The 25,576-nt window shown below is 42.9% G+C and carries 22 protein-coding genes; 16 read left to right on the top strand and 6 right to left on the bottom strand.

Features of this window, described 5'->3' with window-relative positions:
* Nucleotide 1 precedes the first annotated feature (1 nt).
* The 7 genes from VIN08_RS09735 to VIN08_RS09705 all read left to right on the top strand — a co-directional run bounded on the left by VIN08_RS09735 (nt 2) and on the right by VIN08_RS09705 (nt 8,728).
* Nucleotides 2-625, top strand: coding sequence for a hypothetical protein (locus VIN08_RS09735; RefSeq protein WP_331963822.1), 624 nt, complete (start codon nt 2-4; stop codon nt 623-625).
* Between the two features lie 91 nt (nt 626-716).
* A complete protein-coding gene (gene rimP, locus VIN08_RS09730) occupies nt 717-1,202 on the top strand; it encodes a ribosome maturation factor RimP (protein ID WP_331963819.1) in 486 nt (161 codons plus the stop codon).
* A 9-nt stretch (nt 1,203-1,211) separates the two neighbouring features.
* A complete protein-coding gene (nusA, locus tag VIN08_RS09725; protein ID WP_331963816.1) occupies nt 1,212-2,456 on the top strand; it encodes a transcription termination factor NusA in 1,245 nt (414 codons plus the stop codon).
* A gap of 127 nt (nt 2,457-2,583) precedes the next feature.
* Nucleotides 2,584-5,481, top strand: coding sequence for a translation initiation factor IF-2 (gene infB, locus VIN08_RS09720; RefSeq protein WP_331963814.1), 2,898 nt, complete (start codon nt 2,584-2,586; stop codon nt 5,479-5,481).
* Between the two features lie 101 nt (nt 5,482-5,582).
* Nucleotides 5,583-6,242, top strand: coding sequence for a lipid-A-disaccharide synthase N-terminal domain-containing protein (locus VIN08_RS09715; protein WP_331963811.1), 660 nt, complete (start codon nt 5,583-5,585; stop codon nt 6,240-6,242).
* 30 nt (nt 6,243-6,272) lie between these two features.
* Nucleotides 6,273-7,478: a class I SAM-dependent methyltransferase gene (locus tag VIN08_RS09710; protein ID WP_331963808.1), complete on the top strand. Its 1,206-nt coding sequence runs from the start codon at nt 6,273-6,275 to the stop codon at nt 7,476-7,478.
* Nucleotides 7,479-7,540: 62 nt separating this feature from the next.
* Nucleotides 7,541-8,728, top strand: coding sequence for a class I SAM-dependent rRNA methyltransferase (locus VIN08_RS09705; protein ID WP_331963805.1), 1,188 nt, complete (start codon nt 7,541-7,543; stop codon nt 8,726-8,728).
* A 3-nt stretch (nt 8,729-8,731) separates the two neighbouring features.
* Here the strand turns inward: VIN08_RS09705 and VIN08_RS09700 are convergent, their stop codons facing one another.
* Entirely contained in the window at nt 8,732-9,178 is a 447-nt protein-coding gene (locus VIN08_RS09700; RefSeq protein WP_331963802.1) for a nuclear transport factor 2 family protein, read from the bottom strand.
* A gap of 74 nt (nt 9,179-9,252) precedes the next feature.
* On the opposite strand from VIN08_RS09700, the gene VIN08_RS09695 reads away from it, so the two are divergent.
* The 8 genes from VIN08_RS09695 (at nt 9,253) to VIN08_RS09660 (ending at nt 18,179) form a co-directional block, all read left to right on the top strand.
* Nucleotides 9,253-9,624, top strand: a complete 372-nt coding sequence (locus VIN08_RS09695) for a hypothetical protein (protein ID WP_331963799.1) — start codon at nt 9,253-9,255, stop codon at nt 9,622-9,624.
* Between the two features lie 107 nt (nt 9,625-9,731).
* Nucleotides 9,732-10,046 (top strand): preprotein translocase subunit YajC, encoded by a 315-nt coding sequence (gene yajC, locus VIN08_RS09690; protein WP_331963796.1) that lies wholly within the window; start codon nt 9,732-9,734, stop codon nt 10,044-10,046.
* Nucleotides 10,047-10,128: 82 nt separating this feature from the next.
* Complete coding sequence (locus tag VIN08_RS09685; RefSeq protein WP_331963793.1) at nt 10,129-11,073, top strand: hypothetical protein; 945 nt, start codon at nt 10,129-10,131, stop codon at nt 11,071-11,073.
* Between the two features lie 3 nt (nt 11,074-11,076).
* The gene (gene coaE, locus VIN08_RS09680) at nt 11,077-11,676 is read left to right on the top strand and encodes a dephospho-CoA kinase (protein ID WP_331963790.1); all 600 of its coding nucleotides are present in this window, start codon (nt 11,077-11,079) and stop codon (nt 11,674-11,676) included.
* 126 nt (nt 11,677-11,802) lie between these two features.
* Entirely contained in the window at nt 11,803-12,807 is a 1,005-nt protein-coding gene (locus tag VIN08_RS09675) for an efflux RND transporter periplasmic adaptor subunit (RefSeq protein ID WP_331963787.1), read from the top strand.
* Nucleotides 12,808-12,816: 9 nt separating this feature from the next.
* On the top strand, nt 12,817-15,927 hold the full coding sequence (locus VIN08_RS09670) for an efflux RND transporter permease subunit (RefSeq protein WP_331963784.1): 3,111 nt from the start codon (nt 12,817-12,819) through the stop codon (nt 15,925-15,927).
* Complete coding sequence (locus VIN08_RS09665) at nt 15,917-17,236, top strand: TolC family protein (RefSeq protein WP_331963781.1); 1,320 nt, start codon at nt 15,917-15,919, stop codon at nt 17,234-17,236. Before VIN08_RS09670 ends, VIN08_RS09665 begins: the two co-directional genes overlap by 11 nt.
* 127 nt (nt 17,237-17,363) lie before the next feature.
* Nucleotides 17,364-18,179, top strand: a complete 816-nt coding sequence (locus tag VIN08_RS09660) for a purine-nucleoside phosphorylase (protein WP_331963778.1) — start codon at nt 17,364-17,366, stop codon at nt 18,177-18,179.
* A 63-nt stretch (nt 18,180-18,242) separates the two neighbouring features.
* Here VIN08_RS09660 and VIN08_RS09655 read toward each other — a convergent pair whose 3' ends face one another.
* From VIN08_RS09655 to dxs, 3 genes are all read right to left on the bottom strand, one after another.
* A complete protein-coding gene (locus tag VIN08_RS09655; RefSeq protein WP_331963775.1) occupies nt 18,243-18,995 on the bottom strand; it encodes a hypothetical protein in 753 nt (250 codons plus the stop codon).
* A gap of 152 nt (nt 18,996-19,147) precedes the next feature.
* Nucleotides 19,148-19,909, bottom strand: coding sequence for an alpha/beta hydrolase (locus tag VIN08_RS09650; protein ID WP_331963772.1), 762 nt, complete (start codon nt 19,907-19,909; stop codon nt 19,148-19,150).
* Nucleotides 19,909-21,828: a 1-deoxy-D-xylulose-5-phosphate synthase gene (gene dxs / locus VIN08_RS09645; protein ID WP_331963769.1), complete on the bottom strand. Its 1,920-nt coding sequence runs from the start codon at nt 21,826-21,828 to the stop codon at nt 19,909-19,911. The genes VIN08_RS09650 and dxs overlap by 1 nt, the downstream gene beginning before the upstream one ends.
* Before the next feature lie 197 nt (nt 21,829-22,025).
* Here dxs and VIN08_RS09640 point away from each other — a divergent pair, with 197 nt between their 5' ends.
* Nucleotides 22,026-22,814 (top strand): segregation and condensation protein A, encoded by a 789-nt coding sequence (locus VIN08_RS09640; RefSeq protein ID WP_331963766.1) that lies wholly within the window; start codon nt 22,026-22,028, stop codon nt 22,812-22,814.
* Between the two features lie 158 nt (nt 22,815-22,972).
* On the opposite strand, the gene VIN08_RS09635 is transcribed toward VIN08_RS09640, so the two are convergent.
* Complete coding sequence (locus VIN08_RS09635) at nt 22,973-23,926, bottom strand: threonine ammonia-lyase (RefSeq protein WP_331963763.1); 954 nt, start codon at nt 23,924-23,926, stop codon at nt 22,973-22,975.
* A 56-nt stretch (nt 23,927-23,982) separates the two neighbouring features.
* Nucleotides 23,983-25,576, bottom strand: a 1,594-nt coding sequence (locus tag VIN08_RS09630) for a S9 family peptidase (protein ID WP_331963760.1), incomplete at its 5' end; no start/stop codon positions are given.

The following is a 25,576-nucleotide window of genomic DNA, read 5'->3' as shown; positions in this document are numbered from 1 at the left end:
CATGCTCTCTCAACAGTTTATAACAACGGTCGCACGCTACCATGCAGATGATCGTGTTGCCACCAAGCTTTGGTCTGAAGTTGAGAAGCACTATACATCTGGTAAACGTTACTACCACACCTTAACGCATCTTGAAAATCTTCTGCAGGAACTTTGGTCTCTTCGAGATTGCATTCAGAATTGGGATTGCATCATATTTTCAATTGCCTATCACGACATTGTTTATAATACGTTGAGTAAAGACAATGAAGAGAAAAGTGCAGCTTTTGCAGCGGAGCGTCTGAAAGAAATTTCTTTTCCTGTGCAGAGAATAGATCAATGCACAGCACAGATATTGGCAACCAAAAGCCACACCGTTAGCCAAGATTCGGATACAAATTTCTTTACTGATGCCGATCTCTCCATTCTGGGAGCAGACTGGGAAGTATATCATGAATACACGAAAAACATCAGGAAGGAATACTCCTTTTATCCGGATTTGCTTTACAAACCAGGACGAAAGAAAGTTCTGGAACATTTTCTGTCGATGAGTCGGATATTTAAAACGGAGCAATTCTTTTCGCGCTTTGAAGAAAATGCCAGAAAGAATCTTTTGCAGGAACTTCAGGTCTTCTCGAAATCCTGACAAAAACGCTAAAGTTTGGCATTAATATAAAAAAGATATACTTTTGCGAAAGTTTCTGAGTATTCTTTAAGAGGGGACCAACGTCCCCTCTTTGTTTATTAGATTTTTTTCAATGGATATAGCGGCAGAAGTAAAACGAATAGCAGAGTCAGTATTGGCTAATTCCAGCCAGTTCATTGTCGATGTTATTGTTTCTTCCAAGCATGGGCCTAAAAAAATTCTTGTATTGCTGGATAGTGACGGGGGCATCAGCATTGATGAATGTGCAGATCTCAGTCGGGCTTTATCTAAACATTTGGATGAAGTTACCTGGTTGGAGGAGAGCTATATGCTGGAAGTATCAACACCTGGACTTGATCATCCACTAAAGCTGCAACGTCAGTATTATAAGAACATCGGGCGCAGATTGAAAGTAAAGATTAAAGAGAAAACAGAGGAAGGGAAACTTACCGCTGTGGCAGATGAAAAAATTATACTGGAGCAGGAAGCTGGTTCCGGTAAAAAGAAAGAAATAAAGACAATTGAAATTCCTTTTACAGACATAGAAAAAGCTTTTGTGTTAGTAAGTTTTAAATAAGACGAAACCATGGATGCACATGAATTAATTCAGTCGTTTGCTGAATTTGCAAAACAGAAGAACATTGACCGACCTACGATGATCCGGATTCTGGAAGACGTATTCAAGAATATGATCCGGAAAAGATATGAGTCGGATGAAAACTTCGATGTCATTATCAACGCTGATAAAGGCGATCTCGAGATCTATCGCTTCCGTGAGATTGTTGATGATGATTCGGAAGACATCTGGGATTTCGACAAGATCAGTTTGTCGGAAGCACGCAAGATCGAACCGGATTTTGAAGTGGGTGAAGAAGTATCCGAGCAGATATATATTGAAGACTTTGGTCGCAGAGCAGTAACCACTGCGCGACAAACGCTGATACAAAAGGTAAAAGACCTCGAGAAAGATATACTCTTTCAGAAGTACAAAGATCTGGTGGGTGAGATTATTGCCGGTGAAGTATACCAGGTGCTGAGCAAGGAAGTTTTATTGACTGACGCAGAAGGTAATGAGATTGCCATACCACGTGGTGAACAAATTCAAAAAGATCGCTATCGCAAAGGCGAGAATGTAAGAGCGATCGTTCACAAGGTAGAGATGGTAAATGGTAATCCGAAAATTATTCTTTCTCGTACATCTCCTGTGTTTCTCGAGCGTTTGTTCGAGCAGGAAGTACCGGAAGTGTACGATGGATTGATCACCATCAAAAAAGTCGTTCGCGAACCAGGCGAACGTGCTAAAGTTGCAGTTGAATCATACGATGATCGCATTGATCCCGTAGGAGCTTGCGTAGGTATGAAGGGATCACGCATTCACGCGATTGTTCGTGAATTGCAAAATGAAAATATAGACGTGATCAACTATACCGAAAACCTGGAACTATATATCCAGCGTGCGTTGAGTCCGGCAAAAATATCTTCGATCAAAGTAGATAAGGATAACGGTCGTGCATCGGTATATCTCAAACCCGATCAGGTATCGCTTGCTATTGGTAAGGGTGGTTTGAACATTAAACTTGCCAGCCGCCTGGTAGGTTATGAAATAGATGTCTTCCGCGAATTGGCCGAAGGTCAGGTGGAAGAAGATGTTGACCTGGATGAATTCTCAGATGAGATTGAGAGCTGGGTGATAGAAGAATTGAATCGTATCGGTCTTGATACAGCCAAAAGTGTTCTGGCGCTCTCCAAAGATGAATTGGTAAGAAGAACAGACCTAGAGGAAGAAACTGTAGAAGGTGTATTGAACATCCTGAAGAAGGAGTTCGAATAAGTCGTTTGTGAAAATTGGGTTTATAACGAATCCTTAATAGTGAGCGATGAACTGTGAACAATAAGTTAAATTGCGCAGCTGAGCGCATTTGAATTTTAAAGTCCTTAAAAAACAGGCATATTTGAATATGGCAGAAGAAAAGTTGATCAGGTTGAGTCAGGCTGCAAGGAAGCTCAATGTGGGGCACAATACCATCTTGGACTTTCTGGCGAAGAAAGGTTTTGAGGTTGAAAACAACCCCAACGCTAAACTCACGCCTGAGCAATTCAACCTTTTGTCGAAAGAATTTGCCTCTTCTGCAACCGATAAACTGGAGGCTTCTGGTCTTCACATCGGAGCCAAGCATGCAGACAATCTTGTGTTGGAAAGTGAAAAGGAACTGGCCAAGAAGCGTGTTGAAGAAGAAGAGCGCATTATGATCAAGAACCTCGGTTCCAGCTCTAAAGAGGTTAAAGCAAAAGAGGAGGCCAAGCCAGATAAGGTTGAGCGTGAAAAGCCGAAGCTCGAAGGCATCAAGGTTATTGGTAAAATTGATCTGGAGAAAAAACCTGCGGTAACTAAAACTGAGGAAGAGGCTCCGGTTGTTGAGAAACCGGTAGAAGAGAAACCAGTTGTTGTTGCTGAGAAGAAAGAGGTTAAAGAAGTAAAAGAGACAAAAGAAGTAGTAGTTAAAGAAACGAAGGAGCCGGTTAAGGAAGTTGAGAAGGAAACACCGAAAGTTGTTGAGCAACCTCCGGTGGTGACACCGCCTGTAACTCCGAAAGTTGTTGAACAACCTGTTGCTGAAAAACCAGCAGAACCTGAACTCGAACTTATCAAAGCAAGAGCTGATCGGTTGAAAGGTTTGAAAGTTGTAGACAAGATTGAGCTTCCGGTTGATAAGAAGAAAGACTCTCCTGTAGCATCGTCTGATACAAAAGATGATCGTAAGGGTAAACGCCCGCGCAAGCGCATTCCTACTGCTGACGATCAACAACAAGGTCAGGGGCAAGGTACACAGCAGGGACAGGGACAAGGTCAGCATGGTGGTGGCCAGCATCGTCCGAATCAAAATCGTCCGCACCAACAACAGCGTGGCAAAGGACCGCACCAGCATCCACCACGGGTGCAGAAAGAAGAACCAACCGAGAAGGAGATCCAGGATCAAATCCGCGCTACGCTGGCGAAGCTCAGTGGAGGTGGTAAGAAAACCAGCGGATCGAAATATAGAAGAGAGAAACGCCAGGCAAACTCTGAAGCACAGGAACAACAAATGCTTCAGGAACAGGAGGCATCTAAGACACTGCGTGTAACCGAATTTATTTCGGCAAACGATCTTGCATCGTTGATGGATGTTTCTGTAAACGATGTGATCTCAACTTGTTTGAGTCTCGGTATGTTTGTATCGATCAACCAGCGTCTTGATGCCGAAGCGATAACTGTTATCACTGATGAGTTTGGTTATGCTGTGCAGTTCACATCAGCGGAAGACGAACTGGAAGTTGAGACAGAAGAAGAAAGTGATGAAAATCTGCAGCATCGTGCACCGATCGTAACGATCATGGGTCACGTTGACCATGGTAAAACTTCATTGCTCGACTATATCCGCAATACAAAAGTTACCGCATCCGAAGCAGGTGGTATAACACAGCACATCGGAGCGTATGATGTAACTACCAAGAGCGGTAACAAGATTGCCTTCCTTGATACACCTGGTCACGAAGCCTTTACTGCGATGCGTGCCCGTGGTGCCAAGCTTACCGATATAGCGATTATAGTAGTGGCTGCCGATGATGATGTAATGCCTCAGACGAAAGAAGCGATCAACCACGCACAGGTTGCCGGTGTACCGATCGTTATCGCTATTAACAAAGTGGATAAGCCTAGCGCTAATCCTGATAAGATCCGCGAATCACTTTCGAAGATCAACATTCTTGTAGAAGAGTGGGGTGGTAAATATCAGAGTCAGGAGATCTCTGCGAAATCCGGAAAAGGTATAGATGACCTGCTTGAAAAAGTATTGCTGGAAGCTGAACTCTTGAACCTGAAAGCAAACCCTGATCGGAATGCAACAGGGTCTGTGATCGAAGCTTCGCTTGATAAGGGTCGTGGATATGTAGCTACTGTAATGGTACAGACAGGTACCCTGAAGGTAGGAGATATAGTATTGGCTGGTGCACATTATGGTCGTGTAAAAGCGATGTTCGATGACACTGGTAAGAAAGTGGCAGAAGCCGGACCATCAACACCTGTGGTGTTGTTAGGATTGGATGGTGCGCCACAGGCGGGTGAGAAATTCAGCGTGATGGAAACAGATCGCGAAGCTCGTGAACTCGCAGGTAAGAGAAGTCAATTGTTGCGTGAGCAAAGCATCCGCACCAAGAAACATATTACACTGGATGAGATCGGAAGACGTCTCGCTATAGGAAGCTTCAAGCAACTGAACGTAATTGTAAAAGGTGACGTGGATGGATCAGTAGAAGCTCTCTCCGACTCACTGTTGAAACTCTCGACACCAGAGATACAAGTGGCTATTATACACCGTGGTGTAGGTCAGATTTCCGAATCAGACGTACTGCTTGCGTCAGCATCGGATGCGATCATCCTGGGCTTCCAGGTGCGTCCTTCCAATTCAGCGAAGCGTGTGGCAGAGAACGAAGAAATCGAGGTTCGCCTGTACTCCATCATCTATGATGCGATCAACGATGTGAAGGCCGCTATGGAAGGTATGTTGGCGCCTGAAACAGAAGAAGTGATTGTAGGTAACGCAGAAATTCGCGAAGTGTTCAAGATCTCGAAAGTCGGAACAATTGCCGGATGTATGGTTACCGATGGGTCGATCAAGCGTGCAAACCCTATTCGTTTGATCCGCGATGGTATAGTGATATATGCAGGTAAACTTGGATCGCTCAAGCGTCATAAAGATGATGCAAGTGAAGTAAGATCCGGCTTCGACTGCGGTATAGGCATCGATGGCTTCAACAACATGGAAGTAGGAGATGTAATTGAGAGCTACGAACAACGTGAAGTTAAGCGTACACTCTAATCAAGTATAAACTTTGCATAAAGCCTGATCAGTTATTGGTCAGGCTTTTTTAATCTTAACACAACACTCACTTCTTTTTGTTGCTGTTCTTTTGCATCGTCATGGAAATAATTCAACAATATTGGATTTATGGATTGGGTTTCTTTGCCCAGTCTTTGTTCGGGGCGCGCCTGCTCGTGCAATTATTCCATTCTGAAAAGCAAGGAAAAGTTGTATCGCCAACTATATTCTGGCAGTTAAGTCTGCTGGCATCTTTTCTCTTTCTGATCTATGGCGTTATACGCAACGACATCGTTATCATTCTTGGACAAACACTTTCGTATTTTATCTATATCCGTAATCTTCAACTAAAAAACGATTGGATAAGAATTCCCCTATTGATTCGTATAGTTCTTCTATTGCTACCCATTGCAGCCTTCGGATGGATTGTTATAGGGGCAGATCAGAAGATGGATCACATATTTTCCAATAGTGATTTCACAAATCCCCTTATCATTATGGGAGCCATCGGGCAACTTATGCTGAATCTTCGTTTTATCTATCAGTGGTATTATTCTGAAAAGCATAAAACATCTATACTTCCGTTAGGCTTTTGGGTAATAAGTTCAGTTGCGTCTGTTCTTATACTCATATATGCTACGTATAGAATCGATCCGGTTTTATTAGTAGCGCAAAGCATGGGTATAGTAGTATATTTGCGTAACATCTTTATTTACCGTAAACAAAAATCAGCTCTTACCAATTCGCTGAAAAACGGTTAACTTAGAGAACACTTTTAGCAGAATATATCAGTGACTATTGAGCAGCTTCTTCAGCCTCAGTTGCAACAATTCATTCATGAGCATGCCCATGACGATGAACGTGAACTTGTATTGAAGTATCGCGAAATAGAAGGCGTTCCATCTGCCAGAGTTGCTGAACAAATAGCCGGGAGAAGAAAAGCGAAAGATAAACTTCCCTCTTTCTACTCAACACCTAATATACTTTACCCGCCTGGCATAAATCTGGAGCAGAGTTCTTCCGAGCAAACTGGTGCCTATAAAGTAAAGATCATTAAAAACGAACTTGTCCCTTCAGGTGTAGTGGTTGATCTGACCGGAGGCTTTGGTGTTGATTCTTTTTTTCTCAGTAAATATTTTGAACAGGTACAGTATATAGAACCTGCTGCAGACTTGCTGGCTGTAGTAAAGCACAATCACAAGATGCTGCGTGCGGAAAATATACTCCACCATCACGCAACAGCAGAAGTATATTTACAGCAACTGAAGAGAGCAGACCTGGTATATATAGATCCATCCAGAAGATCGAACGGGCAAAAAGTTTTTCGCCTGAGTGATTGCCTGCCAGATGTTGTTGCACTGCACGATTTGATATTAACAAAAGCAGATACCATGCTTGTTAAAACATCTCCCTTGCTCGATATACAACAGGGTATAAAGGAGTTGAAAACGGTTAAAAAAGTATTTATAGTCTCAGTATCCAATGAATGTAAGGAGCTATTGTTTCTATGTACGCATAATGTTACTAACGATCCTGAGATTATAGCTGTAAATTTATTATCAACCCGCACCGAAGAATTTTCCTTTACCATTGCCGAAGAACAAAGTGCTTCAGCAAACTACAATCCGCCATTGGAGTATCTTTATGAGCCCAATGCTTCGTTACTAAAGGCCGGTGCTTTTAAAATTATAGCAGATCGTTATAACATCTTCAAGATACATCCCAGCACACATCTATACACCAGTGCAGAGATGATTGCAGATTTTCCGGGGAGAGTTTTTAAAATACAGTCCTTTGTAAAGGGCGACAAGAAGGAGATGACTCGACACTTCCCGGAAGGTAAAGCAAATGTTACCACGAGAAATTATCCATTATCGCCAGAAGAGCTAAAGAAAAAAACCGGGTTGAAAGATGGTGGTGATAAGTTTCTGATAGGCTTCTCCGGAAAGAGTGAAAAATTTCTGGTAGCAGCAGAGCGAATCATACATGAAACCTGATCAAATCAAACCTGCATTTTTACCCTCGTATTTTGTTTATACTTTTGTCGCACAATAGCATTATGGTTATTTCAGGAAAGATCACACTCAAAAAAGGAAAAGAACATTCAATCGAGCGGTTTCATCCATGGATATTTTCAGGAGCCATCCAAAAAACAGAAGGCGATCTTACTGATGGATGTTGGGTGGAGGTTCTGAGTTTTAAAAATAAAACACTGGGGTTTGGTCATTATCAAAATGGCAGCATTGCTGTGCGCATGTTAACCTTCAGCCCCGTTACACCTGGTGATGACTTCTGGAAGCAAAAATTATCGCAGGCATTGACTGTTAGGCATAACTCGGGTTTACCTACTAACTCTACTAATGCCTTTCGTCTTATTCATGGTGAAGGTGACGGACTACCAGGATTGATTGCTGATTACTATGATGGTGCTATCGTTATGCAGGCACATGATGCAGGCATGCACCTGGACAGGAAAGCAATAGCCCAGGCATTGCAAACAGTGCTGGGCGACTCTCTCAAAACAGTATACTATAAAAGTCAGGGAACATTGCCGGGTAAACTTCGCGATGTTTTGCAAGATGAATACCTGTTGGGCAGTGGTACAATGCCGCATGTTGTATTGGAAAATGGTAATAAATTTCTGATCGATTGGGAAGAAGGTCAGAAGACAGGATTCTTCCTCGATCAGCGGGAGAACAGAAAGTTATTGGGTGATTTCTCCAAGGGAAAGAAAGTATTGAATACATTCTGCTATACCGGGGGCTTCTCGGCATATGCATTGGCTGCAGGTGCTGAGTTGGTACATTCAGTAGATGCTTCGGAGAAAGCGATCAGTCTAACACGGAAGAATATAGAACTCAACGGATTTGATCCCCATAAACATGCGTGCTTCGCGGAAGACACATTTGATTTCCTGAAAGACAAGCAACATGAGTATGATGTTATCATTCTTGATCCTCCGGCTTTTGCTAAACATCGTGATGCGCGCCATCAGGCCGTGAAAGGATACCAACGTCTCAATACAGAGGCGATGAAAATGATAAAGCCGGGCGGAATTATATTTACTTTTTCCTGCTCGCAGGTAGTAGACCGACAGTTGTTTTACGACACTGTAGTGTCTGCAGCGATACAAGCCGGCCGACAAATAAAAGTATTGCATCATCTTTCACAACCGGCCGATCACCCTGTATCAATCTTCCATCCGGAAGGAGAATACTTAAAAGGTCTTGTGTTATATGTAGAATAACACCTAGTTATAGTGCCACTCTTTCACTGTGCGATGCGATATCAATTGCCAGTTCTTGTTTCGTAGTGCATATACTCTTACGTAACGTATACCATACTTGACAGCTTTACTGTCGTCATTACGAGTGATAGAGAGGCTGCCGGTAATGATCGCTACATCCTGATGCAATTCTACTTTGGTTGAGTCATGCTCACGCGAAGTAAATTTCTTAGTCGGATTCTCTACATCCTTTATCCAGCTTTCTTTTCCATCCACATGACCTGTGCCATGGGTAAATACAAAGTCATCTGCATAGAGTTTGCGCAGTGTAGCACCGTCTTTTTTTACCACGGCATGATCAATGCTTCGATTTATATCATCCACCAGTTTTTGTGTTTCAGACATTTGTGCGGATGATGGTATATAGCATCCTATACTAATTACTATAGCAATAATTTTCAGCAGATTCATTTCAACTCATTTTTATAGTTTGCAATTACAACACATCGTTGATTAGCTGTGTCTAAGTTATAAAATGATCCCTTATGAAAAACACGTTGAAAATTCTTTTTATAACAGCGGTAATGCTGGCTTGCCACGATAAGGAAGAAGAAATTGTTGAGCCCGGTGATTGTTCTATTCCGGCAACGGTACGCAATAAGCAGGGGCTCGATGGTTGTGGTTATGTATTTGAATTGACAGATGGTACTATTCTGGAACCCGCACCATTGTTATTTTGTGGAACACCTCCATTACCTTCAAAAGAACAATATCCGTTAATTGATTTTCAATTTGCAGAGGGTAAAAAAGTGCTGCTGGAATATGAAGTTACCGACATGCCCAGCGCCTGCATGTTGGGTAAAACGGTAAACATTACCTGTATACACGAAGTAAGTGTTTCAGTGCAGGAAAACTAAGATTTGAACGGCCTGTCTGCGTTAAGTTCTCAGAGCCCAATTCCTTCAAACAACGTTGGTATGTTTGTGGTAATTAGGATAACTTTGAGACCTTAAAAAAATAAATTATGTATTCAATCTTGTTACAAGCCCAGCAACCTGGCGGTAATCCTCTTCAGTTTATTATTTTCGGAGCCATTATTGTAGTTTTCTATTTCTTCATGATCCGTCCTCAGCAGAAAAAGGCAAAGGAACAGAAGAAGTTTACAGAAGAAATCAAGCGTGGCGATGCCGTAGTTACCATTGGTGGAGCGCATGGTATCGTAGCAGAATTGGAAGGCGATACCTTTATTCTGGAAGTAGAGAAAGGCGGCCGCATCCGCTTTAACAAGTCTGCTATTTCTATGGAAGCGACTAAGGCTGCTACGGCAACCAAAAAATGATAACGGGGTGCTGTATATACGTTGATGTGCCTCTGCGTTATACTTCGTATCAACGTATATACATACCAACGTGCCAACGTGAATGAGTGTGATCAATTCGATATTCAACCTGTTACGTTTTAACAGAAGAAACTGGAAGGCCGTAGTGCTGTGCTTATTTGCCGCTACGGTCTTCTGGTTTTTTAACGCGTTGAATAAGAATTACACCACCAACATATCTTTTCCCATTAAGTTTGATTACGATCAGGATAATTATATAGCGGTGCGTCCGCTCCCACAAGTTGTGCGTATCAATGTTACGGGAATGGGATGGGATCTCTTTCGAAGAAGCCTTGGTGTAAAAGTACCTCCACTGACTATTCCACTGGAACGTCCGCTTGATATAAAGAAAATTGTAGGCAGTACATTACCCGCTTTATTTGCCAATCAGCTGGAACGATTGGAAATAAACTTTGTACTTACCGATACACTTCATGTTGCCATTGAGCCCAGGGGAAGACGATGGATATCGCTTGCCGTAGATACACCTTCTATACTTTTTAGAAAAGGGTATGTAATGACCAGTGGTACTACGGTAGAACCTGATAGTATATATATCGAAGGGCCATGGAATCTTGTAAAGAGTATATCTGAGCCGGTATATCTGAAGATCAACCAACGAAATATCGATGATAACTTTCAGAATGATATAGAGGTAAAGTTTCTAAATGATGAACTTATCAGAAGAAATCCGCCCACAGTAAAAGTAAGTTTTGAGGTAGATCAATTACGTGAGATTACAGACTCTATACAATTAGTGCTGCACAATATGCCCAAGGGGGCTCGCCCTTCTCTTGCTATACGGAAACTCCCATGCACATTTGCCATACCACAACGGTATATCAGCAGCTATCATCGCGACTCGTTGCGTGCGGTGGTAGATCTGAAGAGTTTCTCACGTGGTGTTAAGCGGGTACAACCTGTTTTGCAGGGGTTGCCGCCTTACTCCAGAATACTAAAAGTAGATTCTGTATTTGTTAAATTTTAATCTGTGAATAAACCGTTACAAATTGGTATCACCGGGGGAATAGGATCCGGCAAAACATTGGTATGTAAAATTTTTGCTTGCCTCGGTGTTCCTGTATATGATGCTGATAGCCATGCGAAAGAACTAATGACCACCGATGGAAATCTCGTATCACAGATAAAGAAAGAATTCGGTGATTTGTCGTACCTAAGCGATCGAACACTTAACCGTAAATACCTGGGTGAAGTTGTTTTCAGCAATCAGGAGAAGTTGGATGTGTTAAATAAACTGGTACATCCGTGTGTAGCAGAAGACTATGCCCGCTGGGTAAAACGTAACAACGACAAGGCATACGTTTTGAAAGAAGCTGCCTTGTTATTTGAAACAGGTTCATATAGGGGTTTGGACAAAATTATTGTAGTTCATGCTCCACAGGATTTGCGCGTAAAGAGAGTGATGCATCGCGATGGGCGAACTGAAGAGCAGGTGAGAGAGATCATACAAAAGCAGATGTCTGAAGAGGAAAAATTACAACGGGCAGATGCAATTATTTATAATGATGATTCTACCCTTATTATTCCACAAGTGCTCTCGCTCCATAATCACCTTCGGATGCAGATGTGATTGTAAGCCCACAATCTTTTTCTGAACCAGATCGAAACACCGGGTGTTGAAAGTATAGCATTGAATTTCATGTATAGAATGTCAAGATATAGTCTCGTATTGTTTATTTCCATCGCTGCGTTGGGAATGTCTTGCAAGTCAAAGAAAGAAAATCAGACAGCCGGTCGTCCGCGCGTGCAAGGTCCTATAGTAGCCGATGGATTTCGCGTTGCTAAAAGTTCAATCAGCGAAAAGATAGAAGTACCCGGTTCTCTTTTACCTTTTGAAGAAACACAACTCCGCGCAGAAGTAGGCGGACGCATTGTCGCGCTCAATATCAACGAAGGTTCTATTGTGCAAAAAGGCACGTTACTGGTAAAATTATTCGACCAGGATTTACAGGCGCAACTTAAAAAATTACAGGTGCAACTGAAGATCAAGGAAAAGACAGAAGAGCGAAACCGCGAGCTGGTAAAGATCAACGGTATCAGTCAGCAGGATTACGACCTCGCTGCATTGGATGTGGAGAACCTGAAAGCAGATATAGAGTCTACACAGATCGCCATATCTAAAACGGAGATACGCGCTCCCTATACCGGTAAGGTGGGCTTGCGCAATGTAAGTTTGGGATCATATATAGCGCCTACAGATATAGTGACAACTATACGACAAGTGGATCAGCTGAAACTTGAATTTTCTGTTCCGGAGAAGTATGCAAAAGATTTACAAAAAGGATATACCGTAAGCTTTAAGATCGATGCAGGCGGTGGTCAATCGCATAAAGCAACCGTGCTGGCAACGGAAAGCAGTGTTGATCAAAATACCCGTACCTTGAAAATACGTGCGGTGGTAAACGAACGTCATGCAGAACTGGTGCCCGGTGTATTTGCAAAAGTAAATTTACAGCTGGGTCAGAACAGCAACGCGTTGCTTGTGCCAACACAGGCCATTATACCTACAGCACGCGAGAAGCAAGTTATACTGCTGCGAAGAGACAGTGTAGTATTCACGCCAGTGGAAACAGGTATCCGCGATTCTGCCTATGTGCAGATCATAAACGGATTGAAGCCGGGTGATACCGTTATCACATCCGGATTGATGGCTATACGACCTAACTCGAAAGTGAAGGTTACGAAGGTGAGCACACTTTAAGCGAACAGTATGAATATTTCAGAAATAAGTTTGCGAAGACCCGTAATGGCATTTGTGATGAACATCATCCTGGTGCTGTTCGGTATAATTGGATTTAACTTTTTAGGTATACGCGATTATCCGGCCATCGATCCTCCGGTAGTAAACGTACGCACTACATACTCCGGTGCGAATGCCGATATCATTGAGTCGCAGATAACAGAGCCTCTCGAAAAATCGATCAACGGTATAGCCGGTATCAAGAATATAACTTCATCTTCAAGTGTCGGCAACAGTAATATCAACATTGAGTTTGAACTGGGTGTAGATCTCGAAGCAGCTACAAACGATGTGCGCGATAAAGTTTCTCAATCGGTTCGCTCACTGCCGCAAGATCTTACTGCTCCGCCTGTGGTATCGAAAGCAGATGCCAACTCCGATGCCATCATCTCCATGACGGTGCAGAGTAACAGCAAGAACTCTTTGCAATTAACGGAGTATGCAAACAACGTATTGGTAGAGCGCCTGCAAACTATACCGGGTGTAAGCAGTATACAGATATGGGGAGAGAAACGATACGCCATGCGCATATGGCTCGATCCTGGAAAACTCAGTGCCTATAGTTTAACACCACTGGATGTACAGACTGCACTGAATAAGGAAAATGTAGAGTTACCATCCGGTAAAATTGCCGGTGATGCAACAGAGCTTACGGTGAGAACTTTTGGTAAGTTATATACCGAGGAAGATTTTGAAAAAGTTATTATCAAATCTACTGCACAGGGTGATATCCGGCTGAAAGATATAGGGCAGGCTATATTAGGTCCGGAGAATGAAGAATCTATACTTCGTGAAAGCAATGTGCCAATGGTGGGTCTTGCTATTGTGCCATTGCCAGGTGCAAACTATGTAGAGATTTCCGATGAATTTTATAAGCGTCTGGAACAAATCAAAAAAGAAGTTCCGGAAGATATCAAGCTAAATATAGCGCTCGATCAAACCGTATTCATTAAACGCTCTATTTCAGAAGTAGAAGAAACACTCATCATCTCTTTCCTGCTGGTGGTGTTGATCATCTATTTATTCTTCCGCGATTTCATCATTGCTATACGTCCATTGATTGACATACCCGTTTCACTCGTGGCTACATTTTTCATTATGTATCTCTGCGGGTTCTCGGTTAACGTGCTCACCATGCTTGGTATAGTACTCGCCACCGGTCTTGTAGTAGATGATGGTATAGTAGTAACAGAAAATATATATAAGAAACTGGAGCAGGGTATGAATAAATACCAGGCAGCGAAAGAAGGTTCTACTGAAATATTCTTCGCAGTAATTTCTACATCCATTACACTGGCCGTTGTATTCCTTCCTATACTTTTCCTACAGGGGTTTGTCGGTCGCCTGTTTCGTGAATTTGGTATTGTGGTGGCCAGTGCCGTGTTGGTTTCCTGCTTCGTATCGCTCACATTAACACCGGTACTCAGTGTAAAACTTACGCGTACCAAACATGAACACTCATGGTTTTATAGGGTAACGGAACCGTTCTTCAGCAATATGGAGAATGGATACAGACGTATACTCGAAGCCTTCATGCGCGTGCGATGGGTATCGTTTATTATTATAGCCCTTTGTCTTGCATCAGCCTATTTTATAGGAACCAACATGCAATCCGAGTTGGCTCCCATGGAAGATCGTAATCAGTTTCGTTTACAGTTGTCAGCTGTAGAAGGAACATCCTACGACTATATGGATCAGTATGTGCAGAACATGGTAGAGTTTGTACAAGACTCTATTCCGGAATATCAGACAGCGTTGTCCGTAACAGCGCCAGGTTTCTCGGGTGCAGGTTCTGTTAACAGTGGTTTTGTTCGAGTAACGTTATCCGATCCGCAAGACCGTGATCGCTCGCAGCAGCAGATCGTAGATATGGTAAACCGAAATCTTAGCCGCTTCCCGCAAGGTCGTGCCTTCCCTATACAAGAGCAGACTATATCGGTGAACAGAAGAGGTGGCTTGCCGGTGCAGTTCGTTATTCAGAATAACAACCTTGAAAAGCTTCGTCAGGTGATTCCACAATTTCTGGAAGAAGCAAACAGCAATCCGGTGTTACAGGGTGTAGATATAGATCTGAAATTTAACAAGCCGGAGTTACGTGTAGAGATCAATCGTCTTAAAGCAGCACAGCTTGGTATCAGCGTGCAGGATATAGCCCAGACGTTGCAACTTGCCTATAGTAATCTTCGCTTTGGATATTTTACAAAGGATGGTAAACAATACCAGGTAATGGGACAGGTTACCCGCATAGATCGCGATGATCCGGATGATCTTAAAAACCTATATGTACGTACTATATCCGGCCAACTGGTTTCATTGGATAACGTTGTAACTGTTCAGGAGTCTACAACACCACCAGCACTCTATCACTTTAACCGCTATAAATCAGCCACTATATCGGCTGGTCTTGCTCCCGGAAAAACAATAGGGGATGGTATAAAAGCGATGAATGAAATTTCTGCTAAACTATTAGACGATACATTTACTACATCGCTAAGCGGCACATCGCGCGATTATGCCGAGAGCTCCAGCAATACATCGTTCGCATTTTTACTTGCGTTGGTGTTGATATATCTTATCCTTGCTGCACAGTTCGAAAGCTTTGTAGATCCGCTTACCATCATGTTTACTGTACCACTCGCAGTGTGTGGCGCATTTATATCGCTATATCTGTTTGGTCAAACAGTAAATATATTCTCGCAGATTGGTATGATCATGTTGATAGGCCTGGTAACGAAGAATGGTATACTTATCGTGGAGTTCGCTAACCAGAAGAGAGAAGAAGGCTTATCGAAAATTGAAGCTGTGCTCGAAGCATCACGCCTACGTCTGCGTCCTATACTTATGACGAGTCTTGCTATGGCGCTCGGATCTTTACCTTTAGCTCTTTCGTTAGGAGCAGCATCAACAAGTCGCAAGCCTCTGGGTATTGTAATTGTAGGGGGTATCATGTTCTCACTTATACTTACGTTGTTTGTTATACCAGCGATGTATTCATACCTGTCGCGTAAAAGAAAGCACATTGAATTTGGTGACGAGGCTTCAACACCTCAGCCACAAAAGGAATTGGTTTATGAACATTAGATACACGTTAACAATTTTTGTAGTCTTTATTTTTTTAAGTGCCAGCCAGGCACAGGAAATGGTAACTGTAGAGCAAGCTGTTGCACTGGCGATTGAAAAAAACTATGACATTAAGTTATCAGAGAATACATTAAACTCGGTTGAGCTTGATAACAGCTATGCCTTTGGTGCTTTTCTTCCGCAGCTGAACGGATCAGCGTCACGAGTATGGAATACCAGTAATCAAAAGCAATTGCTGGCGGATAACAGCACCCGCGAACAGAATGGCTTGAAATCAAATACACAAGCCGCAGCGGTGCAATTAACCTGGACTCTTTTCGATGGAACAAAGATGTTTGCAACCAGGGAAAGACTGGAGGAATTGGTAAGGCAAGGTGAGATCAATGTGAGAGGACAGATTACAAACACTGTTGCTCAGGTAATAACAAACTACTTCAACATCGTTCAGCAAAAGCAGCAGCTTAAAGCCACACAGGAACAGATGTCTGTAAGTGAAGAGCGCGTAAAGTTAGCAGAGAAAAAACTTCAGGTAGGTACAGGCGGTAAACCTGAGCTTCTTCAGGCTAAAGTAGATTTAAATACTCAACGAACGCAAGTGTTACAACAAGAGGCTGCTATTGTTCAATTAAAAGAACAATTAAGAGGCCTGGTAGGCATGCAGCTTCCGGAACGATATGATGTGTCAGATACAATTATCATAGATCTTGGATTGAAGCGCGAGGATGTTGAGCTAAATATAGCCAACAAGAATTTTGCATTGTTGTCTGCAAAGCGAGACATTGAAATAGCACGATTGGCATTGCATGAACGCAAGGCAGAACAATTCCCCACGATAAGTTTTAACTCCGCATACTCCTATAACAAATCTACCAACGCAGTTTCGCTAAACCCCGGTATTCCTTTATATAGCCAAAGCAACGGATATAATTACGGTTTCTCGGCTGCTATTCCAATCCTCGGTGGTTTTAACAGAAGGAGATTGGTTCAGCAGGCAAAGATTACATTAAGCAGGCAGCAGACGGTCTATGATCAGCAGAAGTATATGGTTGACATAGGTGTTCGTAATGCTTACGTTAATTATGATAATGCCAAGCAAGTACTGCAGGTAGAAGAAGAGACAATTCTGCTCGCAAAGGAAAATGTATACATTGCCTTGGAAGGTTTCAAACGAGGTATAACTACATTCATAGAATTACGTACAGCACAACAAAGTTTAGCCGATGCGTATAATCGTCTGATCAACGCGCGGTACCTGGCCAAGGTAGCGGAGACCGAGTTGTTTCGATTAAATGGTACATTACTAAAATAAGCATATATAGTTATACAGGTATATTCCTTAAACCCGCGGCAAACCCTGCGGGTTTATTTTTTTCAAAAACTATTGATAGATTCGTTATAGGTATATTTCACGAAGGTTGTAAACGATGAGTATAATTATGATTGAACAGATCATCGAAGCGGTAGAATTTATCCGGGGTCGCGGAGTCGATAGGCCAGAGATAGGTATAGTGTTGGGTACCGGTCTTGGAAATCTTTTTGTAAAGCAGATCGAGAATCCTGTAGTGATCGAGTATCACGATATTCCACATTTCCCGGTGTCAACCGTTGAGTTTCATAAAGGCAGGTTGATAGCAGGTGTCATACAGGGTAAGAAGGTGCTCGCTATGCAAGGCCGCTTCCATTACTATGAAGGATACTCGATGCAGCAGATCACGTTTCCTATTCGCGTAATGAAGTTGCTGGGAGTAAAACATCTCTTACTATCAAATGCAGCAGGCAATATGAATCTCGATTGGAAGAAAGGTGACCTGATGTTGCTTGATGATCACATTCACTTTCAGCCCGATAATCCTCTGCGAGGTATAAATGATGAGACGCTCGGTCCGCGCTTTCCGGATATGAGTCAACCATACGCTAAGTATCTGAATACACTCTTGATAGATATAGCACGTGAGAAAGACATAAAGCTACATGTAGGAGTATATATAAGCGTTATGGGGCCTAACTTGGAGACGCGTGCTGAGTATCGTTTTCTAAGAAGGATGGGTGCTGATGCCGTTGGTATGAGTACAGTGCCGGAGGTTATTGTGGCCAATCACATGGGCTTACCTTGTTGTGCCATCTCTGTATTGACTGATGACTGCGACCCTGATAATCTGAAGCCCGTAAATATTTCCGACATCATCGCTATAGCAGGTCAATCAGAAAATAAATTGACCGATCTATATATTGAGTTGATCAGGCAGCTATAGCATAGCTATAAAAACAAAGGCCCCGAAGAATCTTCGAGGCCTTTGTTAATATTTTGTAAAGTCTTATGCCGTTGCTGCAGATGATTCTTCGAATTTCTGAGACATTCTCAACGTTACAGTTTTCTTGGCTTTGTATCCACAATAGCCACACTGGAAATGCTTCAGCAGTTCGCCTTCTTCTGTATTGGAAGGAGCTTTCAGAATCTCTTCGCGCACTACTTTGAAAGTTTGGTAGTTACACTCAGGACACTGCAATGCATGCAGGTGACCAGAGTAACGCTCGATCTTCACATAGCCGGTTTCTTCATCTTTCCACACATCGTAGTCAATAGAGAAAACATTTTCTTCCGCTTGCATACCTTCATCGAGGTAAGCATCTTCTTCATCTTCGCTGAGGAGCTTCATTGCTTTACCAGTTTTTGGAGAGATGCGTGGCTTATAGCGAAGTACTTTAAGACGTTTTTCTATAAAGAAAGGATAGTAAAATTTCAAAAGATTTTGAATGATCAACGCTACGATCAATCCCATGGCGAACGTTGTGAATACACGCACGAAGATCCAGAGCGGATTGAGCTCAACAATGTTGGCGTTTGCATAAAAGCAGCATCCTATCACAAGAATTACGGAGGCTATCCATAAGGTCTTGATCTCGCTGCGGTTAATGTAGTCATACTTTGTTTTGGCATCGCTCATCGTGGCAAGTCGCACAACATGATACAAAGCAATCAGGATGGCAATTGCCCAGGCACCAAACGCGATGTTCTTAGCCATCGTATTCCAAGCGTCATACTGATGTGGATCTACTATCTCTTCCATGGTTACAGGTTGGTTATTAATATTCCTATTAGCAAATATAGAGTCCTGATTTTATTAAACCTAACACCGCAGGTGCACAGCTCACTGAAATTATTTCTAATTAACACTGTTTTCACGAATTTGTCAATGAGGTAACAGGCAAACACAATGTGCTACTGACAACGGGCTGTAAAAAACTTAACGAGACTAACTGTTTCATCCGGTTTTTCGAACATACCCATATGTGCTACTTGAGTAAGTATATGTAGATCGGGCTTCTTACATAGCTGTGCCTGTTCTTCTATACTGGCAGCAGGTATGCCCTGATCTTTTGTTCCGCCAATTAATAATATCGGGTTCTCAAATTGTTCCAAAATATCCACACGTTCCGGGCGATCGCGCATGGCTTGTGTGTAACCCGTTACAACTTCTTCACCCGATTGTATAGCGATCTCGCGAACCCGAGCAATAGCAGGATGATTCGGCTCAGCAAAAAGTTGTTGAATGAAATTAGAGGTGAAGGCAAGTGCTCCATTCTTTTTTACGAACTCGATTGTTTTGGTTCGTGATTCTTTTTTTTCTGCAGAATCGGCATAAGCCGTTGAATGAAAAAGTCCAATGCCGGCAAGTTTTTTTTGAGCCTGAGCTGCCATCGCCAACGTAACATATCCTCCGAGAGAATGACCGATCACTACAGGCTGTACAATTTTTTGTTCATCGATCCAGGCAAGTAACTGAGTGGCTACAGCATCCAGGGAAAAAGGTGTTGATAATATATCACTCTTCCCAAAGCCGGGCAGATCGGGAGTGAATGCCTGAAAGTCGGTGGAGAGTTGTGAAGCAAATGTATCCCACACCGCACTACTCATCGGGAAACCGTGTAAAAGTATAACGGGGCGGCCGGAGCCGCGTACTGTAAAAGAGATTGTTGACATTACTTCGTTACCAGCTCTAACATTTCAACCACCGCGCGCTCAATCCCCTCAACATCAAAACCGCATTCATGGTGGAGCTCATGTTGCTCGCCATGCTCAACGATCCTGTCAGGAATACCCAATCGCCTCACCTCTGCGTGATAATTATTGTCGGCCATAAACTCCAGTATAGCGCTGCCAAATCCTCCCTGCAAACAACCGTCTTCAACGGTAATGATCTTTTTATACTGGCTTAATACCTCATGCAATAATTTTTCATCGAGAGGTTTTGCAAAGCGCATATCGTAATGTCCTATAAAAATAGAATGCCCGGCCAGGCGTTCACAAGCCTCTACAGCATAATTGCCTATATGACCAAGCGTTAATATAGCGAGCTCATTGCCTTCGCGCAGCTTGCGTCCCGTACCAATCTTGATCTCTTCCATAGGTGTTTTCCACTCCGGCATCACACCTTGTCCGCGCGGGTAACGAATAGAGAAAGCCAGCTCTTTTCTGGGGAGCTGTGCAGTATACATCAGGTTGCGCAGCTCAGCTTCGTTCATTGGTGATGAAACAATGATATTCGGCAGGCAGCGGAAGTATGCTATATCATAAGCACCATGATGCGTAGGTCCATCGGCTCCTGCAAAACCGGCACGATCGAGACAGAAGTTTACCGGAAGGTTCTGTATACATACATCGTGCACAACCTGGTCGAATGCCCGTTGCATAAACGAACTATATATATTACAGAAAGGAATCAATCCTTGGGTGGCAAGGCCGGCCGAGAAAGTAACAGCGTGTTGCTCTGCTATACCTACATCGAATGCACGATCGGGCATTTCCTTCATCATGATATTCATGGAAGAACCCGAAGGCATGGCGGGAGTTATACCGATAATTTTATCGTTAGTCTTGGCAAGTTCTACCAGTGTATTGCCGAATACATCCTGATATTTAGGTGCCTGCGGTTTCTCGTATACTTTTTTGAAAATCTCTCCGGTAATTTTATCAAATGTACCAGGAGCATGCCAGGTAGTAGCATTTCCTTTTTCTGCCGGACCGTATCCTTTTCCTTTTACGGTTACGCAATGAAGTATCTTCGGACCTTTTATATTCTTGAGATCATTGAAGATGGTAACAAGATGATTTACATCATGACCATCTACCGGACCGAAGTAACGAAGGTTGAGCGACTCAAATAAATTACTCTGACTCAGTAATGTTGACTTGATACCGTTTTCAACTTTGGATACGATCTCTTGTGCACTCTTACCGAAGTTGGAGAGCTTGCCCAGTAAATTCCAGACTTCGTCTTTTAATTTATTATAGGTGCGTGAAGTTGTAATGTCAGTAAGATAATCTTTCAATGCACCAACATTCGGATCGATCGACATGCAATTGTCGTTGAGAATAATCAGAACGTTAGAATCAGAAACACCTGCGTGATTAAGTCCTTCGAATGCCATGCCACCGGTCAATGCGCCATCGCCAATAACAGCAATGTGTTGCTTGTCGTCCTGCCCTAAGTATTTAGAGGCAACGGCCATGCCGAGTGCTGCAGACACTGAAGTAGAAGAGTGGCCAACACCAAAAGCATCGTACTCACTTTCTTTTCTTTTCGGAAAACCTGAAAGACCGTTGTATACCCGGTTTGTATAAAAATTATCTCTTCGCCCTGTCAGGATTTTGTGTCCGTATGCCTGGTGCCCTACATCCCATACAAGTTGGTCGTAAGGAGTTTTGAAAACGTAGTGTAGGGCTACCGTGAGTTCTACAACTCCGAGACTTGCACCGAAGTGGCCTCCGTATACTGAGACATTGTCGATAATAAAGTGGCGGAGCTCATCACAAAGCTGAACCAGTTGAGCCTGATCGAGCTTCTTGAGATCATCAGGTGAGTTAATTCCTGCCAAGAGTTTTCCCGGTGTAATCAGCATGGGTTTCTGAGGTTGATGCTCCCTATTAACAATAATTGAAGGTAAGAGTTTTCTCTCACCGCTCCTAACCCACCTTTAAACGTATTAAATAACCTGAAAAAGAGGGTTTTGGAGAAAAATCAAAACGTAAAATTAGTATTTCTTTTCAATCAGACTTTTTGCCGGATTATAAATAAATTTGCCACTCACTTTCGCTTATGACACAGGAAAACTTTGAGGTAAAGCTGCCGCTGTTCGAGGGCCCGTTCGATCTTCTGTTGTTCTTCATTGAACGCGATGAATTGGATATTTATGATATTCCGATCTCCAAGATTACGAACGACTTTCTGGCGTACATCCAACAGATGGAGCAACTCAATATAGAAGTGGCGAGCGAATTTATTCTGGTAGCAGCAACACTCATGCGTATCAAATCAAAGATGTTGTTGCCACGTCCTCAGCTTGATGAACAGGGTAATGAAATTGACCCACGTGAAGAACTGGTACGCCACCTGCTCGAATACAAAAAGTATAAGTCTGTAGTAGACACCTTTCACAAAATGGAAGAGACCGAGCTCACGAAAGAGAAGCGCGGTAACCTGATGAAAGAATTGAAGTCGCTTGCCGAGAGCACCAACGTAGAAGCGGAGCTACAAGATGTAACGGTATTCAAATTGATGCAGGTGTTTGAAAAAGTGATCAAGCGTTTTGAAGCCGATAAAAAGAAACCGGTTCACCAGGTAATTCAGTATCCTTATACAGTAGAAGGCCAGAAGAAATATATGGTGGATGAGCTCAATAAAAAACAGCGTATATCATTCACAGAATTGCTGGAAGAATTTCCTACTCGTCTCGGGTTGATCTTCAACTTTCTGGCAATACTCGAGATGCTTGCGCTTCAAATCTTAACAATACAAGTAGGCGAAGGCTTCAATAACTTCTGGATATCAAAGTCTGAAGCAGCAACCTCTGAAACACCGGCTGCAGAAGTAGATAATATCTCTTAGTACCAGTTAATCGTTACACGTTAACCGTTAATAGTTAAGAGCGATTTATAGGTGGCACTTAACTGATATATACTTGTAACGAAATAAGCGAACATACTTCAATGTATTTCCAATTAAAGTATATACCATTAACGAATAACGACACAGCGTTTATCTAATCATTCACCTACACCAAACAACTTAAACGCTCTCGCCAGGTCTACATTTCCTCCGGAGATAATGATGCCTATTCGTTTGCCTTTCAGTTCTTCTTTTGCCTTGATAACAGCAGCAAAAGGAACAGCTCCTGAAGGTTCAACAATTACTTTCAGATTTTCCCAGAGCAATCGCATGGCTTCAGCAATCTCCTGATCGCTTACTGTGATCACTTCTTTTACATGTTCTCTAATAATAGCAAATGTTTTATCGCCTAAGGTGGTGAGCAATCCATCGGCTATAGAGTCAGACTGCGATGGTTCTATCTTTCCGCTTTGTATGGAGCGATAGGTATCATCAGCACCTTCGGGCTCTCCGGCAATTACTTGCGTGCCGGGAGAAAAGTAACGCGTTGCTAACACTGTGCCGCTTAGCAAACCACCACCACCTACGGGTGGTATAATTACATCCAGTGAAGGTATATCTTCAAACAACTCTTTGGCTGCTGTGCCCTGCCCGGTAATCACTTCGTTGTTGTTGAAAGGATGTATAACCGTTGCTCCTGTTTTTGCTACAACTTCCTGTAAGGTAGTTTCGCGCGATTCGAGTGTAGGCTCACACTCAAAAATCTCTCCGTCAAAACTGATCACACCGCGTTTCTTAATTTCTGGCGCTGTGCGAGGCATAACTATATAGGAACGGATACCCGTAATTTTTGCCGCACGCGCCAATGCCTGCGCATGATTACCCGATGAGTGCGTAGCTACACCTTTAGCCCGTACAGCAGGCTCCAGCGACAACACGGCATTCATGGCGCCACGTGCTTTAAATGCCCCGATTTTTTGCAGGTTCTCGCACTTGAAGAAAATTTGTGCACCTGTTAACGCATCTATACTTTCTGAGGTTATTACCGGTGTGCGATAAATATAGGGCTTGATGCGCTCGTGAGCCTGTTCGATATCTGTTTTCGTAATCATGTGGTTGGGTCAGTTGGTATAGCAGGTCCCGACTAAATATAGCCGGGACCTATATATTATAAATTTTCCTGGATATACTCCAGCATCATCGTATATAGATGATACTTGGTTTTTGCGCCCTGTATACCGTGATGCTTGTCAGGATAATAGAACGAGTGGAATTGCTTGCCTGCATTGATCAACGCGTCCTGTAACACAACAGAATTTTGGAAGTGAACATTGTCATCTCCTGTGCCGTGGATCAACAGAAAATTGCCCTGTAATTTATCGGCATAAGTAGAAGGCGAATTATCGTCATACCCGCTGGCGTTGAGTTGAGGTGTTTGCAGATAGCGTTCGGTATAGATCGTATCATAGAATCGCCAATTTGTAACCGGGGCTACAGCAATACCCATTTTAAATGTACCGGCACCTTTTGTCATAGCCAGTGATGACATATACCCACCGTAGCTCCATCCCCATATACCTATACGACTGTCATCTACATATTCCAGGGTAGCTAAAAATTTAGCACCGGCTATATGATCTTCCAGCTCGTACTTGCCAAGTTGTTTATAGGTGATCTTTTTGAATTTCTCTCCGCGGGCACCGGTACCACGTGTATCAATAACGGCTACGATATACCCTTTCTGTACCAGCATCTGGTGGAAAAAGAAGTGCCCGCCACCCCAGGTGTTGTTTACATTTTGAGAACCGGGGCCACTATATTGATATACCAACACGGGATATTGCTTGGATGCGTCAAAGTTCCTGGGCTTTAGCATATAGCCATCGAGTTGTGTGCCATCTACTGTTTTGAAAGCGAAAAATTCTTTTGCAGCAAAACCGTAGTCGTCCAGTATTTTTGCGAGAGCATCGTTGCCCTCCAATACTTTTAGCAATGCATTGCCTTTTGTTTTATAGAGGCTCACCGCTGTGGGGTGAGAAGCCGTAGTGTAATAATCTATATAGAACTGAAAGTCGCTACTCATGTTAATATTGTGAACACCGCCTGCCTGCGACAGCTTTACTTTCTTCTTGCCATCCAGTGATATTGAATAGAAATGTTTTTCGAGCGGAGACACTTCCGTAGAAGTATAGTATACCGTTTTTGTTTTTTCATCGAGCCCTACAAATTGAGCTACTTCAAATGATCCACTGGTAATCTGGCGAAGCAGTGTGCCTTCAATGGAATAAAGGTAAAGATGTTTAAAGCCATCGCGCTCGGTGGTATAGATAAATTGTTTGCCATCGGCCAGGTATAAAAGATCATCGGTAAATTCAAGATCAACATACGTATCGCTTTTTTCGGTAAGCACAACTTTAGATGCGCCCGTGGTACCGTTGATGTGTAGCAGATCAAGATTATTCTGTAGTCTGTTCAGCTTGCGAACGGATAGTGTGTTTGCATCTGCTGTCCACTTTACGCGTGGTATATATATATCTTTTTCAGAGCCAATGTCAGCTTTTACACGTTGCTTGGAGGCGATGTCGTATAGCCATATCTCAACCGTAGAATTGGCTTCGCCAGCTTTAGGATATTTAAAACGATAATCGGTAGGGTATAAAGTTTTACCCCAACGCTGCAGATTATATTCGCGCACGGCCGATTCATCAAAACGATAGTATGCTAACTTCTTGCTATCGGGCGACCAGTAGAAACCATCTACA

It is taken from the genome of Ohtaekwangia sp. (assembly GCF_036568665.1).
Lineage (GTDB): Bacteria > Bacteroidota > Bacteroidia > Cytophagales > Cyclobacteriaceae > Ohtaekwangia.
The sequence above is the reverse complement of the archived record's forward strand: the minus strand, read 5'-3'. Positions and strand labels throughout refer to the sequence as shown.

Bases quoted from the DNA above. Each gene is read 5' to 3' on its own strand.
- VIN08_RS09665 (WP_331963781.1), top strand. From the start codon at position 15,917: ATGAACATTAGATACACGTTAACAATTTTTGTAGTCTTTATTTTTTTA.
- infB (WP_331963814.1), top strand. From the start codon at position 2,584: ATGGCAGAAGAAAAGTTGATCAGGTTGAGTCAGGCTGCAAGGAAGCTC.
- VIN08_RS09695 (WP_331963799.1), top strand. From the start codon at position 9,253: ATGAAAAACACGTTGAAAATTCTTTTTATAACAGCGGTAATGCTGGCT.
- dxs (WP_331963769.1), bottom strand. From the start codon at position 21,828: ATGCTGATTACACCGGGAAAACTCTTGGCAGGAATTAACTCACCTGAT.
- VIN08_RS09655 (WP_331963775.1), bottom strand. From the start codon at position 18,995: ATGGAAGAGATAGTAGATCCACATCAGTATGACGCTTGGAATACGATG.
- VIN08_RS09675 (WP_331963787.1), top strand. From the start codon at position 11,803: ATGTCTTGCAAGTCAAAGAAAGAAAATCAGACAGCCGGTCGTCCGCGC.
- VIN08_RS09735 (WP_331963822.1), top strand. From the start codon at position 2: ATGCTCTCTCAACAGTTTATAACAACGGTCGCACGCTACCATGCAGAT.
- VIN08_RS09635 (WP_331963763.1), bottom strand. From the start codon at position 23,926: ATGATTACGAAAACAGATATCGAACAGGCTCACGAGCGCATCAAGCCC.
- nusA (WP_331963816.1), top strand. From the start codon at position 1,212: ATGGATGCACATGAATTAATTCAGTCGTTTGCTGAATTTGCAAAACAG.
- VIN08_RS09650 (WP_331963772.1), bottom strand. From the start codon at position 19,909: ATGTCAACAATCTCTTTTACAGTACGCGGCTCCGGCCGCCCCGTTATA.
- VIN08_RS09660 (WP_331963778.1), top strand. From the start codon at position 17,364: ATGATTGAACAGATCATCGAAGCGGTAGAATTTATCCGGGGTCGCGGA.
- VIN08_RS09685 (WP_331963793.1), top strand. From the start codon at position 10,129: ATGAGTGTGATCAATTCGATATTCAACCTGTTACGTTTTAACAGAAGA.
- VIN08_RS09670 (WP_331963784.1), top strand. From the start codon at position 12,817: ATGAATATTTCAGAAATAAGTTTGCGAAGACCCGTAATGGCATTTGTG.
- VIN08_RS09715 (WP_331963811.1), top strand. From the start codon at position 5,583: ATGGAAATAATTCAACAATATTGGATTTATGGATTGGGTTTCTTTGCC.
- VIN08_RS09640 (WP_331963766.1), top strand. From the start codon at position 22,026: ATGACACAGGAAAACTTTGAGGTAAAGCTGCCGCTGTTCGAGGGCCCG.
- yajC (WP_331963796.1), top strand. From the start codon at position 9,732: ATGTATTCAATCTTGTTACAAGCCCAGCAACCTGGCGGTAATCCTCTT.
- VIN08_RS09705 (WP_331963805.1), top strand. From the start codon at position 7,541: ATGGTTATTTCAGGAAAGATCACACTCAAAAAAGGAAAAGAACATTCA.
- VIN08_RS09700 (WP_331963802.1), bottom strand. From the start codon at position 9,178: ATGAATCTGCTGAAAATTATTGCTATAGTAATTAGTATAGGATGCTAT.